The following is a 15,245-nucleotide window of genomic DNA, read 5'->3' on the forward strand; positions in this document are numbered from 1 at the left end:
TAATCTATGATTCAGTGTTGCCCGGAAGTAGAGAGAATAGTCCTGCAAGAATGACTTTCTTTAGATCATTTTATACATAAATATGCTGTTCATCGCCGAAATAGATATCGATGGGCCTGCTTTCACAGTCCACTCTGTTTCATTGGTGTTTAATCCGTGCACCCTTAATCCCATCTGCTCTAGTAATTCACGTAACGGCACCCAGGTGGTCCCCCCTTGACTCTGTACTGCTCCCGGTTCACTTAACCCTTTCGTTGTTAGTGTTCCGCTCACAGCGTCTGCATGAATCGTTCTTTCCTTCCACACAGCTGTAGCTGTCCTTGATTCAGGGTCCCAGCGAGTGCTGCCCCCGAATTTTTTCATAAAGGTACGCAAAGGCACCATGATTCGTTGATCCTCCATGCGGAATTCGCCCGACTGTAGGGTAGCCGCAGCCAATCCCACCTCTACCTTCAGCTTCTTGCTCCCGAGCCACAACGTTGCATTCGCTTCTACATGCTCTGCAATCCAGGCTTTTCCTGGCACCTTGCGCCCTTTATACTTATCATCTGGATGTACACGGAATTGAACCGGCTGATCCGAACTCTTCATGATGTCAAAACGATATCCGTGATCACGATAATACTTGATGATACCCGGGAGTGCTTTCACCGTTTCAGCATGCGCACCTCCATCATGCATAAGCACAATGACAGAACGTGCTCCCGCAGGAACTTTGGTCGAATTTTTAAGGATTTCTTTAGCCGGAACACCTTTGCGCTTGGAATCCCCGCTGTCGACGTTCCAGTCCATGACCGTGTATCCGCCCAATTGCAGCAAATCAAAATAGCTTTGGTCAAAATGTCCGTAGGTTCCTCCTGGTGCTCGCACCAGATTCGGGCGGAAGCCAGTTATACGCTCCAGCACTTCCTCTGTCTGCTTAATCTGCTTCCAGAACACTTTGAAATCACGATACAGCTGTTCGTATTGATGATTGAACGTATGATTGCCCAGAGCATGTCCGTCCTCCACAAGAGCCCGAATTAACTCGGGATAACGTTCTGCCTGTTCACCCAGCACAAAAAATGTAGCCGGAACTTGCTCCTTGCGTAAAATATCCAATACGTCACGGGTATGGTTACCCGGTCCGTCGTCAAAACTCAGATAGACTACCTTGTCTTGGGCATTCTTTTCTGCGGAGATAGGCTCATCCGAGCCGGAAGCAGAAGACGCGTAAGCTACGCCTGCATAGGCAGCAAATGCACATAGCAAGATCGCAATTCGCAAGAGAATGCCAGACCATTGTCCAGATAAAAACGTATGTATGGATGTTACGGAGACTTCCCCTTTTTCCTTGGTTCTGAATTCCGGTCTCTGTACCATTTACGAATCGACCTCCACCGTCTCTAGTAATTTGCTGATAGACTTCAGCAGATTTGTTAGAATTATATGGAGGCTTCATCGAAAAAAGACGCGATTTTGTTTAATATTTTTTCACAATTTGCTATGTAGCATGATTGATTCTTCGCTTCGGATTAGGTAGCATAATGGACAGGCAGAACGTATTCAAAACACTATGGAGAGGAATTATGCTCCCACCCCGTTTTCAGGAGAGTGAAATCTATTGGAATTGCTTGAGAAGATCCAACATTTGTTTGGGTCCTACGGATACAGCGTATTGTTTTTTGGCTTGTTGCTTGAATTCATCGCACTCCCCTTTCCGGGTGAAACGACGATGGCTTACGCCGGATTTCTCTCCTACAAAGGACATCTCGATTTCGGAATCCTCACCATACTGGCTTTTCTGGGAACGACGATTGGCATGACAATTACTTATTTTATTGGAGCCAAAGCAGGTCTGCCCTTCATCACTCGGTACGGAAAATGGTTTCTGTTGAAGCAGGACAAGCTCGATAAAACACAAAAGTGGTTTGGCAAGTATGGGAATGCCTTGATCTTCATCGGTTATTTCATTCCGGGGGTAAGGCATTTCACTGGATATTTCGCGGGCATAGCCGCGGTTCCTTTTCGCAAATTCGCCCTCTACGCCTATTCAGGCGCGCTGTTCTGGGTTGTGCTATTTCTGGGCATTGGCAAAATATTTGGCCCCCAGTGGAATGCCGTATTCCATCTGGCTCATCAATATGCAGCATATATCGTGGGAGGAATAGGCCTATTACTCATCGGGGCTGTGCTCTACCGTTACCGCAAAGCATGGGCAGCAAGATCCGTATCCAAGCCTGCCCCTGTTCGACAAAGACAAAAGTAAATTCCGAATGAACGTCTATCTTTAATTTCAAGTAAGGAGCCGCATGTCATCGCGGCTCCTTTTTGGTGTTATCCAAACGGAGGGAGAACCTTTCATTCTTTTTTGTGATAATCCGAATTCATCCAGGTCATACTAACTTGCAAATATAGGATGTATAAGGAGGATACATGATGAGTGCATCGGTACAGGACGGCCAAGATCTGAAGAAAATCTCTCCAAATCTGAATGAAAATACAACGTACTGCAAGCAAGTGATGGGACACAGCAACGACTTAATGATTCGTCCTCTGCAATGTTTGCATAAATGGCCTGCTGTCATGCTGTTTATCGATGGAATGGTGGATGTACAAATTCTGAATCACTCCATCATGGAATCCTTATTACATAAACGTGATCTTCCTGATTTTTCAGCGGATGATGAACATCTGAGTTACCTCCAAAATGATGTTCTGATCGCAAGTGATGTCCTGATCGTCAATGATATGGATGAAGTGCTGAATGCCCTGCTGTCGGGATCAGCCGTACTTCTGCTTGAAGGTTCTGTACGAGGGCTGAAAATCGGTGCAGCCGGTTGGGAAGACCGGTCCATCGGGGAACCAGTCTCCCAGACTGTCGTTCGGGGTCCGATGGAAGGCTTTAATGAGAATCTGCGTACCAACACTTCATTAATTCGAAAACGAATCCGAGATCCACATCTCTGGATCGAAGAAAGAGAGATCGGTCGAGTTACCAAGACCCGAGTTGCTGTGCTCTATCTGGAACATGTCGTGGATCAGGAGATTGTGCAGGAACTAAGGCGAAGACTGGATGAGATTGATATCGATAGCATTCTCGAGGGAGGATACATTGAAGAGCTGGTTCAGGATAAGACAGGGACCATTTTCCCAACAGTATATAATAGCGAACGACCCGATACCGTGTCCGCAGCACTGCTGGAAGGCCGGGTTGCAATCATTGTCGACGGGACACCCTTTGTTTTAGTTGTTCCCGCCTTGTTTGTTCATTTCTTTCAGTCACCTGAGGATTATTATCAGCGAGCTGATATCAGTACACTGATCCGATTGATCCGATATCTGGCCTTTTTTATCGCCTTGCTCTCTCCCTCCTTTTATATTGCCATTACCACTTTCCATCAGGAGATGCTTCCTACCAACCTTCTAATCAGTTTGGCGGCTCAGCGAGAAGGCGTACCTTTCCCCGCTTTTATTGAAGCCCTACTGATGGAGCTAACCTATGAGATTCTGCGAGAAGCGGGCATTCGGATACCGAAGACGGTCGGTCAGGCTGTGTCCATTGTGGGTACGCTTGTTATTGGTCAAGCCGCGGTAGATGCTGGGGTTGTATCCGCTGCAATGGTCATTATCGTATCCATCACTGCGATATCCAGTTATGTCATTCCGGAAAATGGGCTCTCCATCTCGGTACGCATGTTGCGGTTCGTTCTGATGATCTTGGCCGCTGCCTTCGGATTCTATGGCATCCTGATTGTACTGTTAATTACTGTAACCCACCTTTGCAGCTTGCGTTCTTTCGGGGTACCATATATGTCTCCTTTGGCACCCTTTATTCAGAAAGACCTCAAAGATACGATCTTTCGTGTACCCTGGTCCCATATGAAAACTCGTCCGCTTTCTACCAGCACAACAAATGAAGTTAGACAGTCCACCAAAAAAACGAAGCGTTAATTCGGTAAGGAGCGCACACCATGTATAGATGCTTACGCTTAATATTATCCTGTGCCATTCTGCTTCCTCTCCTTACCGGATGCTGGGATCGGCAGGAACTGAATGAACTGGGCATTATGCTTGGTCTCGGTGTGGACAAAGATGGAGATATGATTAAAGTCAGTGCTCAGGTCGTAGTTCCAAATGAGGTATCTTCCAAGGCGGGGGGAGGGAAAGGTACACCCGTTACACAGTACGAAGCATCCGCTACAACCTTGTTCGAAGCCATTCAGAAATTAACGGAAATCAGCCCGCGCAGAATCTTCCTTGCACATATCCGGGTTCTGGTATTTGGCGAAGAATATGCACGCAAGGACGGAATATATGATGTTATTGAGGCGTTAATGCGTGAGCCTACAGCAAGACCTGATTATTACGTCTTGGTTGCCAAAAATACTACTGCTTCCCAGCTGCTTGACGTGCTTACCCCTTTAGATAATACTCCAGCTGAAAAAATGTTTAACTCTCTCGATATATCTTCCAAGACCTGGTCTCCCACTACCACGGTAACCGGGGATGAATTACTGGGGTTCATGATATCGCCTGGCATCCAACCCGTAATTACGGGGGTAGAGATCCTCGGTCCCAAAGGCCAAAGTGGGAATAAAGAGAACATATCCACCATCCGGTCGCCAGCTCGCCTCAACACGACGGGACTGAGTGTATTCAAGAAAGACAAGCTAATCGGCTGGTTAACGGAGGATGAATCCAAAGGATACAACTATATCCGTGACAATGTAGTATCAACGGTCAGCCATATGCCTTGTCGCAAGAAGGGCAACGTGACGTTTAAGGAACTACGCACAACAACAAAAAGAAAAGCGGAAATCGTAAATGGTAAACCTGTAATCCACATTGATCTCAAGAATGTCTCGTCCATCGGTGCAGTTGAATGTGGAATCAAGATTGGTTCGATGAAAGTTCTCAAAGAACTTGAAGCCGATAGTGAAGAACGGTTAATTGAACTGATGCAGAACTCTGTCAATTCAGTAAAACGCAAATTCAATGTCGATATATTTGGTTTTGGACAGGAAGTGTACCATGCAGATCCCAAGTTCTTCAAGAAGATAGAAAATGAGTGGGACAAGCATTTTGAAGAACTGGATATCAAATACAAAGCCAACGTGCAAATAAAACGTGTAGGTACACTGGATGATTCATTCAGAAATGAAATGAAGGAGTGAGGGAAGCGTGCTGATTACACTTGCAGTTATCGTCGTAGCAGCTATGATTGGCTGGATTGATCTTCCAGATCTCATTCACCGGAAAGAGTGGCGAGAAACGGCCGTATACAGTGTAATGCTTCTCACCGCAACGGCGTTCGGCGTTATAGCTTCCAATCTGTGGGAGTTCCCTAGTCCACTCTATATCATCATGTGGATCTACGACCCAGTGAACCATATATTAGCACGACTGACTGGAACTTAGGAGATAAAGGAGGGGCATATCATGCTTGAAAAGGGAAGGATCGGAACAAGACAATTATCCACCCTTACATTTATGTTGGTGGTTGGAGATATGATGCTGATCTACCCTTCCGTTATCACGTCCTATGCCAAGCAGGATGCCTGGATCTGTGCTCTTATTGGCGTTCCAATCGGTATGGCTCTCATGGCTATGATTATGAAATTGGGCAGTATGCATCAAGGGGAAAATCTGGTACAGATTTCCCGAAGTATTTTGGGTTTTTGGCCAGGCACCCTGTTATCCTGTTTCTACTTGTTCTTCTTCATGATTGGTACATCTACACATACCCGGGAAGTCGGGGATTTCATGACTTCCCAAATCTTTCAGCACACCCCTATTCGTGTGATCATCCTTATATTTGTTATTGCTATAGGATGGGGCGTATATCATGGCTTGGAAACGTTCGCAAGAACCAGTGAATTGCTTATGCCCATCATTATACTGTTCATCGTGATACTTGCCATATGTCTCCTTCCTCAAGTAGAAACCAGTAACCTCAAGCCAGTAACGGACACTGGCGTTGTCTCCATAGCGCAAGGTATTCTGGTGAGTATCATCTATCCAATTGGCGAGACCATTCCCATTTTGATGATCCTGCCCTACGTCGAGAGAAGCACTCACCGCATGCGTGATATTATCATTACAGCAGGGATCGGCAATCTGATCCTTGCCGTTCTGGTTACCATATCCATGCTCGTGCTCGGCCCTTTTCTAACCCAACATAATATATACGCTTCTTTTATTCTGTCTCAGAAGATTAGCATCGCCGGATTCTTCGAACGAATCGAGGTGATCATGGCTTGCTCATGGCTTATCTCTACCTATTTCAAAGCAATGATTTACTTATACGCCTTTATAGTCGGGTGCGCAGAACTCTTCAAGCTAAAGCATTTTAAAATGCTCATTCTGCCATCGACACTGCTCGTTTACGGAATGGCCAATCTCGTCGCGCCCAGTCTGACTTTTATCATCATTACCATCGTTCCGTACTGGGTAGATTGGGACACCACGCTAGGCATCATTCTTCCGGGTATCCTGATTCTAATCGCGTTAGTGAAATCCCGCAGAAAATCCAATGCGCAAGCTCAACCAACCACAGAAGGATAATTTTGGAGGGAGCTGTAGGCATAAATCCAAAGGAAGGGGCAGAACGACATGTTGATGAAGGAAAAACTCACAATTCGGCAGTTCACCCTGCTCACCTTCCTGGTTATGATGGGAGATATGGTTCTAATCTACCCTTCTCTCGTTACCGCAGTAAGCAAACAGGACGCATGGTTCTGTTCTCTCGTTGGTTTGCCAATCGGTCTTGGTATCATGTGGGTTCTATATAAACTGCATCGAACACATCCACAGTTGTCCCTTTTTGAAATATGTAACAAGTTACTTGGGACCTGGGTTGGTTCCGTACTTTCAGTTGCCTATCTATTTTATTTCGCTATAGGCGCAGCCATATGTGTCCGTGAGGTCGGTGACTTCATGACAACCCAGATCTATCTAAAGACCCCTATCCGTGTCATTATTCTGATGATCATATGTTCTCTAGCCTGGGGGCTAATTCATGGTTTTCGTACGATAGGGTTAAGCTCCGAACTGTTAGCCCCCATCGTTGTGGTATTTATAGCTTTTCTCTTCCTGGGGCTTCTTCCTCAAGCCAAAAGTGCTAATCTTCAGCCATACTTTGACATTCCCTGGATACATCTTGTAGAGTCAATGATTCGCGGAGCGTTTACCTCTTTTGGCGAACTTATCGTTCTATCCGTGTTTCTCCCTTATGTAAATCCGGGGCCTCATTTCAAACGGGATTTCTTGCTCGCTACTCTCTTTGGAGGATTACTGTTAAGCTTGCTATTGCTCCTCTCGCTTATGGTGATGGGACCTACATTGACGCAGCACAGCATCTATATCTCATACGCCCTTTCACAGAAAATTAATATCGGTAATTTCTTCGAACGAATTGAAGCATTCATGGCTATCGCCTGGTTGATCTCTACCTATTTCAAAAGTCTGCTGTATCTATTTGCCTTTGTGCTGGGAACAGCACAATTATTTCGATTAAAGACGTATAAGCCTCTCATTCTGCCTTCGTCCCTGCTGTTATTTGCCCTGGGTGTCCTGATTGCTCCGAATGTTATTTTCTATACGGATACGATCATGCCTGTATGGGTAGACTGGAATATCACCGTCAGCTTCATCATTCCTTTGTTCCTCTTGCTGGTATATCGCATTCGTTCACGCAAAAGCAAACCATCACCCTCGGATCGCATACTTTCTTAAGCAAAAGCAGCATTTTTGAAGTACTCGGAATGCGGATATGCAAAAGGCTGTGTTCACGGCAACTTCCGCGAGCACAGCCTTTTAATGGTTTGTGAATATTTAACTGGCAGCCTATATGGCCTTCACAGCCTCAAGTGCAGCCTCAATATGTCCTTTGACCCGAACTTTGGACCAATCCTTGATCAAAGTCCCCTCTTCATCAATCAAGAAAGTGGAGCGTACGATGCCCATGTACTCCTTGCCATACATTTTCTTGAGCTGCCATACATCGTATTGCTCAGCTACGACGTGCTCTTCATCGGATAATAAAGTGAACGGCAGTCCATATTTGGCAATAAACTTATCATGCTGTTTCATCGGATCTGTACTGATCCCGAGAATGACCGTGTTCAGTCCCTCAAATTCAGCATGTCGATCCCGGAAATCACAAGCCTGTTGCGTACAGGACGACGTCATATCCTTGGGGTAAAAATAAAGCACTACCCGCTGTCCGCGGTAATCTGAAAGCTTTACCGGTTCTCCCGTACTGGACGGAAGCACAAAATCCGGTGCCAATTGGCCTACAGTTAACGTCATGTCAGTTCCCCCTAGTCTCGTCCCTGAATTATTATTAGAGCGTTATTATGATCCTGCTCCGCGATACCGCTTCACGCCATAATTCCATAGAAGTAAGCCCATGGAGCCAAACACCAACCCCATTACAGGTGTAAGCAGCGCCATACGATGCATCTCGGACCTCTCCAGAAACAATGCTGCAGGATAGATTCCCACAAAGGCAAACGGAATGATCCAGGTTAACAGCACCTGAATGGCACGGTTATAGATCGTTACCGGGTAACGTCCATACCCCTGAATGTTATACATCAACGGCAGGATACCTGTCGGCGCGTCCGAATAAAAGGACAGTGAAGTTAATGTGGTGTAGATGCCGGCATAGATCATTACAGAGCTGAGTGCCAAAATAATCAAGGCAGGAATATGCCACCACTCCAGCATCAGACCCATCTCTGCTCCGCTGAAGATCATGATGATCAAGCCGATAAGGGAGCCCACGAGTGCAGGCGGGTCTACATTTTCAAGCAAGATCTGGAACAGGTTATGTGCAGGGCGTGTCAAGATCCGATCCATCTCGCCTTTGACGATATATCGCTCACTGAATCCCCACAGATTGATAAAACAACTAAAGATGCCATAGGGCACCATAAAATATCCATATACAAAGAGTACTTCGCTCTCACTCCAGCCGCCGAGGTTATCCGTATGACGGAAGACCACAAAAATAAAGATCAGGTTGGTCGCCTGAAACAGCAGATCCGATAGGATCTCCACCCAGAAGTCGGCACGGTACGTAAGTCGTGTTTTCATGTAGTTCTTCAAATATTCCCAGATCAAACCCATATAGTACATATCTGTTATCCCCCTTGCACGAACAGACGCTTGCGCGCCTTACGCCAGATCAGTACCATCGGAAGCAGCAGCACGGCAAACCAGAACACCTGAATACCGAGCACACTCCAGATGGCTGTACCTTCCACTCTTCCAGTGAACACGGAACCGGGCAGATACGTAATGGCCTGAAAAGGCAATACTTTCATCACCGCAGACATCCAGCCTGGATATAAGCTGATCGGGATGATCAGACCGGAGAACAAATCGACCACGACGCGTTTCATGCGCATCATGCCTTCATTATTTTCCACAAAGAATGCCGCCAGTCCCGTTATCACATTAATCTGGGAATTAATGAGGAAACTGAAGAACAGCATGACGAGAAAGCCAATCCACGCTGATGGTGCCGTAGGCAGTTCAACCGGGAACAGCAGAATGGCAATGAGCATCCCCGGAATCATGAGGAGCAGAAAGCGGAAAATGCCTTCGCCAAGACCTTGCATCATTTTGACCATAACGTAGTTGATCGGTCTTATGAATTGAATCGCAATCGAGCCATCACGAATGTCTGCGGCAATCTCGCGATCCAGGTTGTTGAAGTAAAAGGCACGTGCCATCCAGGATACGGCGATATATGTGGTCATCTGCGCTGCCGTGAAGCCACCAAGTTCACCACTGCTACCGTAAATGGCTTGCCAGGTAAAGTAATACACGCCGATATTCAGCGTATATATCAAAATGCCGGAGTAATAATTCACCCGGTATGCCAGCATCGTTAGAAAACGGATGCGCATAAAATCAATAAATGCACTATTCATCTCAGGATACACCCACCGCTTCTTTCCCTGCTCCCACAATCTCAGGGCGCTCGGCGGAACCGGATTGGTAAATACTGCGCACAATCTCATCCGTGTTAATCTCAATAATCTGAATATCAGTAATATCGGCCTGTCCAACGACACGTCCAAGTACATCCGAAACATTCAGTTCCAGTGGAATCCATACGGATGCAGACAATTCATTCTCTACTGTCCAACGCACAGGCAACGCAGCAGTCCACTCCTGCATCTGACTGATGTTGTGACCCGAGCCGAACTTGAAGCGGATTTCCCGTTCCTTGCCCCACTGGGACTTCAGATGATCCAGACCTCCATCATAGATGATGTTGCCTGCATCTAGCATAATGACCCGGGAACATAGCGCTTCAATGTCCTGTAAATCGTGGGTTGTGAGCAAAATGGTTGTCCCATGCTCTTTGTTCATGTCTTTCAGGAACTCCCGAATCTCCGACTTCACGACAATATCCAGACCAATGGTTGGCTCGTCCAGAAAAACAATACTCGGGTTATGCAACAAGGCTGCTACCAACTCACAGCGCATGCGCTGACCGAGACTGAGCTTCCGTACCGGACGGCTTAACAGATCCTGAAGCTGCAACCTCTCAACCAATTCATCCAACCGTTTGCGGAAGTCGGTCTCTCCTACACGATATACTTTGCGCAATAAATGGAAGGATTCGATAACGCCAATATCCCACCACAATTGACTGCGCTGACCAAAAACAACACCAATATTCTGTACAAACTTCTCCCGTTCCTGATACGGAACATATCCACCAACCGATATTTGCCCGGAAGTAGGCACCAAAATGCCGGTCAACATCTTGATTGTTGTTGATTTACCGGCACCGTTCTCCCCAATATATCCGCATATTTCGCCTTGCGGAATCTGAAATGAAATATCATTTACAGCCAATACCTCCTGGTATTGACGTGCAAACAGGTCCTGGAACGCGCCCTTAAGCCCACCTCGGCTTTTCTGGACGCTAAACGACTTGCGCAAATCTTTGACATCAATCGCCAGCATGATTATACCTCACTTGGATTTTGTTGAAATTGCTTGTAGCCCAAAAAGAAATTATAATGGTATCAGTCAAAATTCAGCAAGCTTTAAAAATAGTCTGGAGCCGCGTCCTGTGCCTGATGACGATGGAGACGTGAGCGGAAGGCTTCGGCTAGATTATACCAGAAACAACTTTGGACTTATTTTATATTTTATCTCAAATACAAAGGAGAGCTAGCATGACCAGAAAGACGAAGAGAACCATCTGGATTTCTCTTGCCGCCTTCGTGTTAATTATCGGTGGGGCAGCGGCATATTATTTCGGTTCTATTCTCAATCAGTTGGACGGTTTGGCAAAAGACGGTGATGAATCACCATTCGCAGGTATCGAAAATGTGGAGAAAGTAAATACTCCTGACCCTCCAAAATGGGAAGGCACAGAAACGGTAAATATTCTCGTTATGGGTGTCGATGCGCGCGGATTGAATAAAGGTGAAGTTCCCCGCTCCGACAGTATGATGGTTGTATCGCTTGACCCACTCACCAAAAAAATTAATCTGTTCTCCATTCTGCGCGACACATACGTCGATATTGACGGTTACGGTAAGGAGCGGATCAACACCGCGATTACTCATGGACCTAACGCAGCGATGCAAGCTGCCGGTGACCTGCTTGGTATTCCTGTACAGTATTATGTGTATACGGATTTCCAGGGATTCATCAAATTGGTGGATGCCGTTGGCGGCGTGGATTTTGATGTGGAGAAGGACATGCATTATACAAGTAAAGCAGACAATAATGAATACGATATTGATCTCAAAAAAGGTTATCAGCATCTGGATGGCGAAACGGCCCTCATGTACGTTCGTTTCCGTCATGATGCGATGTCGGATTTCGCTCGTTCCGAGCGTCAGCGAGAATTACTGAAAGCTGTGACGGCGAAAATGCAGTCCACAACAACCATTGCCAAGCTGCCTTCCATTCTGGAACAGGTTAATCCTTACGTGGATACGAATCTGACGCTCTCCGATATGTGGAAGCTGGGTGGCCTCGGTTACCAGAGCAGCATGAACGGTAGTGAGCAAATCCCGCCAATGAACCTGCTGAAAGAAGAACGGACAGCTGGTGGAGCACAGGTATTGACGGTTACGAATGAAGAGAAACTGAAGCAGCATATTCAGGATATTATTCATCCACCTGCTACAACGGATGATAGTACGACCAGCACCGAAGACAAAACAGCCAGTGGTGACGATCAAAAGTCAGAGCAACCGGCTCAGTAATGTAAAACATGCAGAGGGCAGCCATCACGCTGCCCTCTCGTTGTGCCCGGCTATATCATTATGAGAAAATCATCATATCTTTCTATGGCTTGTTACTTTATTATATTTTGAATCACGAAAGGAAGTTATCTTATGAATACATCACGTTCCCGTTCCGAACTTTTATACGCAGAAGCACTTGAACATATTGTAGGAGGTGTGAACAGTCCATCCCGCTCGTTCAAAGCCGTGGGTGGCGGTGCACCTGTATTTATGAAAAAAGCCCAAGGGGCCCACTTCTGGGATGTCGATGACAACCGTTATATTGATTATCTGGCCGCTTACGGACCGATTGTTACGGGACATGCCCACCCGCATATTACACAGGCGATTACGGAAGCAGCAGCAAATGGCGTTCTGTACGGTACTCCGACTGAACTTGAGATCAAACTTGCCAAAATGCTGAAGGAAGCTATCCCTTCCATGGACAAAGTACGTTTTGTAAACTCGGGTACGGAAGCGGTTATGACCACGATTCGGGTAGCTCGTGCCTATACCAAGCGCAACAAGATCGTAAAATTCGCTGGATGCTACCACGGTCACTCTGATCTCGTACTTGTGGCTGCCGGTTCTGGCCCGTCCACGCTGGGTATACCGGATAGTGCAGGCATTCCAACCAGTATTGCACAAGAAGTCATTACCGTGCCTTACAATGATCTGGATGCCCTCAAAGCTGCACTGGAGCACTGGGGTGACGATGTTGCTGCAGTCATGGTTGAACCGATCGTTGGTAACTTCGGTATGGTTATGCCGGAACCTGGCTTCCTGGAAGGCCTCTGTGCCATGACACGGGCTAACGGCTCACTGGTTATCTATGATGAAGTCATTACGGCTTTTCGTTTCCATTACGGTTCTACGCAGACGTACGCCGGGCTCGATAACCATGCAGAGATCGAACCAGATCTTACGGCTCTTGGTAAAATTATCGGCGGCGGCCTACCAATCGGTGCGTATGGCGGACGCAAACACGTTATGGAGCAGGTTGCTCCGCTCGGCCCTGCTTATCAGGCAGGAACGATGGCTGGTAACCCTGCATCCATCTCGGCTGGTATCGCATGTCTAGAGGTCCTGCAAGGTGCGGGTGTATACGAAGAGATGGAACGTCTGGCTATAGACCTGACCGCAGGTCTGGAAGCTTCAGCTGACCGTCATGGGATTGCATTGACGATCAACCGGATTCGCGGTGCATTCTCCACCCATTTCTGTGACCACCCAGTTACAAACTACGATCATGCTCAAGATACGGACGGAGAACGTTTTGCTTCCTTCTTCCGTCACATGCTGGACCGTGGCATTAACTTGGCTCCGTCCAAATATGAAGCCTGGTTCCTGACAACTGCTCATACAGACGAGGATGTTCAAGCTACATTGGAAGCGGCAGAAGCTTCTTTCAAGGCGATGGCTCAGGAATAAATCGAATGAATTCTATCAACAATTTAGCGTACAAGCTGGTTGGTTGATGGTTAGCAATTCACCGAAAAAGGCGTCCAACAAGTGATCAACTTGTGTGGGCGCCTTTTGTTGTTCTTTGCAGTTTTAAAATCTCCTCCCGGATCTTCAGCATCCCTTCTTCAATTCGCTGCTTGGGCACATTGGAGATGTTCAATCGAAGCATTTGATCCTGGTGCATCTGATATGTTGCCTCCGGATAATACCGTTCTGTCGTATCTACGATGACTCCGCGCTGTTGGAGCCGGGACACCAGAACACGAACTGGCATATCACCCGCCAAAGGTAGCACTGTGTGCTCTCCTCCTGTACGAGGGGCGTTCATAAATGGAGTAAAGTCTGGATATGCCTCCAGTTGCCCATGCACCGTGTGCATCCGGGCAGCATAGCGGTTACGAATCACTTTCCTGTGATGAGCAAACATTCCGCTGTGAACATAAATCTCCAGAGCAGCTTGAGACAGGACGGAAGTGTCGATATCGAGCATTTTTTTATAAGCACCGAAGGACTGGATTAGAGGTGAGGGCAGAACAGCTACGCCAATACGCAGGCCTGGAAACAGAATTTTGGAGTAACTTTTCAGATAGATTACCCTACCTTCTGTATCATAGGACCATAGCGGGTCCTGTTTCGTGTTGTCCTCCAGATCAGCCAGATAATCATCCTCCACCAGATAGACATCATACCGCTGTGCAAGCCGGATCAGTCTCTTCTTCTCAGCAACAGTCAATGAAGTCCCTATTGGATTGTGAAACCGCGGCATGACATAGAAAAACTTGATATCTCCTTCAGCGAACTGACGTTCAAGCGATGCCCAATCCAGCCCATCAAGAGCACGTCTCACACCTGCTATCGGCACATTCAATCCACTCAGTAGGGAGGGCATATTGTGATAGGTCGGTAGTTCCAGCAGCACTTTTTTCTTACCATTGGGAAAAGGCATCAACGCCAGTACAGCCAGTGCCTGTTGTACACCTGATGTGATGAAAAACTGCTCCGATCTGGCAAATACCTGATAATCCGCAAACTGCTTCTGTAATAGCAGAATAAGCGAAGGTAATCCCTGATCTGTGCCGTACATGAACAGCTCCGCCTGCTTCTTCTCCATCGCCTGATCTACACAGTGACGAAAGTCAGCATAAGGAAATACCCTTGGATCGGGAGCAGCGGAAGCAAAGTCCAACGCCCCCTGCCAATCCATATCCTGAGCACCTGTCCCATTCTGTACGGCATAATAGCCGGATTGAGGTATGGCATACACCAAATGCCGCTGTTCCAGCCACTCATATGCACGAATCGCTGTACTTACACTGCATTGATACTGTTCTGCTACAACTCGAACGGCTGGAAGTCGAATGCCCTTGTCTGTCCACTGCCGACGATCTTGCTGCAACATTTGTTCCTGAATCCACTGCTTTAATGTTTCGGCAATCACTTCGTATTTTCTCACTGCACTCGCCCCTCTTCCACAATTGTACCGTTACAATTTATACTTTTATCTATTGTAGCACGATGCACCCGGCAGTA

The 15,245-nt window shown here is 46.9% G+C and carries 14 protein-coding genes; 8 read left to right on the forward strand and 6 right to left on the reverse strand.

Annotation, left to right across the window (positions count from 1 at the left end):
- Positions 1-60: 60 nt before the first annotated feature.
- Positions 61-1,362, reverse strand: coding sequence for a polysaccharide deacetylase (locus AC4G47_RS26345; RefSeq protein ID WP_491103528.1), 1,302 nt, complete (start codon positions 1,360-1,362; stop codon positions 61-63).
- Between the two features lie 241 nt (positions 1,363-1,603).
- Here AC4G47_RS26345 and AC4G47_RS26350 point away from each other — a divergent pair, with 241 nt between their 5' ends.
- From AC4G47_RS26350 to AC4G47_RS26375, 6 genes are all read left to right on the forward strand, one after another.
- Positions 1,604-2,248 (forward strand): DedA family protein, encoded by a 645-nt coding sequence (locus AC4G47_RS26350; RefSeq protein WP_491103530.1) that lies wholly within the window; start codon positions 1,604-1,606, stop codon positions 2,246-2,248.
- A 170-nt stretch (positions 2,249-2,418) separates the two neighbouring features.
- Positions 2,419-3,933, forward strand: a complete 1,515-nt coding sequence (locus AC4G47_RS26355; RefSeq protein ID WP_491106805.1) for a spore germination protein — start codon at positions 2,419-2,421, stop codon at positions 3,931-3,933.
- Positions 3,934-3,953: 20 nt separating this feature from the next.
- Entirely contained in the window at positions 3,954-5,156 is a 1,203-nt protein-coding gene (locus AC4G47_RS26360) for a Ger(x)C family spore germination protein (RefSeq protein ID WP_491103532.1), read from the forward strand.
- Positions 5,157-5,163: 7 nt separating this feature from the next.
- Positions 5,164-5,400 carry a hypothetical protein gene (locus AC4G47_RS26365; RefSeq protein WP_491103534.1) on the forward strand — a complete coding sequence of 79 codons (237 nt, stop codon included), beginning with the start codon at positions 5,164-5,166 and terminating at the stop codon, positions 5,398-5,400.
- A gap of 21 nt (positions 5,401-5,421) precedes the next feature.
- Positions 5,422-6,546 (forward strand): GerAB/ArcD/ProY family transporter, encoded by a 1,125-nt coding sequence (locus tag AC4G47_RS26370; RefSeq protein ID WP_491103536.1) that lies wholly within the window; start codon positions 5,422-5,424, stop codon positions 6,544-6,546.
- Positions 6,547-6,594: 48 nt separating this feature from the next.
- Positions 6,595-7,716: a GerAB/ArcD/ProY family transporter gene (locus tag AC4G47_RS26375; protein ID WP_491103537.1), complete on the forward strand. Its 1,122-nt coding sequence runs from the start codon at positions 6,595-6,597 to the stop codon at positions 7,714-7,716.
- Positions 7,717-7,827: 111 nt separating this feature from the next.
- Here AC4G47_RS26375 and bcp read toward each other — a convergent pair whose 3' ends face one another.
- The 4 genes from bcp to AC4G47_RS26395 are packed head-to-tail and all read right to left on the reverse strand — an operon-like array spanning position 7,828 to position 10,971.
- Complete coding sequence (bcp, locus tag AC4G47_RS26380) at positions 7,828-8,292, reverse strand: thioredoxin-dependent thiol peroxidase (RefSeq protein WP_491103539.1); 465 nt, start codon at positions 8,290-8,292, stop codon at positions 7,828-7,830.
- A 45-nt stretch (positions 8,293-8,337) separates the two neighbouring features.
- Positions 8,338-9,123: an ABC transporter permease gene (locus AC4G47_RS26385; RefSeq protein WP_458125254.1), complete on the reverse strand. Its 786-nt coding sequence runs from the start codon at positions 9,121-9,123 to the stop codon at positions 8,338-8,340.
- 5 nt (positions 9,124-9,128) lie between these two features.
- Positions 9,129-9,923, reverse strand: coding sequence for an ABC transporter permease (locus AC4G47_RS26390; RefSeq protein ID WP_036614077.1), 795 nt, complete (start codon positions 9,921-9,923; stop codon positions 9,129-9,131).
- Position 9,924: 1 nt separating this feature from the next.
- Positions 9,925-10,971 (reverse strand): ABC transporter ATP-binding protein, encoded by a 1,047-nt coding sequence (locus tag AC4G47_RS26395; RefSeq protein WP_458125253.1) that lies wholly within the window; start codon positions 10,969-10,971, stop codon positions 9,925-9,927.
- Between the two features lie 215 nt (positions 10,972-11,186).
- Here AC4G47_RS26395 and AC4G47_RS26400 point away from each other — a divergent pair, with 215 nt between their 5' ends.
- Complete coding sequence (locus AC4G47_RS26400; RefSeq protein WP_491103542.1) at positions 11,187-12,230, forward strand: LCP family protein; 1,044 nt, start codon at positions 11,187-11,189, stop codon at positions 12,228-12,230.
- 132 nt (positions 12,231-12,362) lie between these two features.
- Positions 12,363-13,682, forward strand: coding sequence for a glutamate-1-semialdehyde 2,1-aminomutase (locus tag AC4G47_RS26405; protein ID WP_491103543.1), 1,320 nt, complete (start codon positions 12,363-12,365; stop codon positions 13,680-13,682).
- An 85-nt stretch (positions 13,683-13,767) separates the two neighbouring features.
- Here the strand turns inward: AC4G47_RS26405 and AC4G47_RS26410 are convergent, their stop codons facing one another.
- Entirely contained in the window at positions 13,768-15,168 is a 1,401-nt protein-coding gene (locus tag AC4G47_RS26410; protein WP_491103544.1) for an aminotransferase-like domain-containing protein, read from the reverse strand.
- Positions 15,169-15,245 lie beyond the last annotated feature (77 nt).

This window comes from Paenibacillus sp. Negev47 (assembly GCF_058313655.1).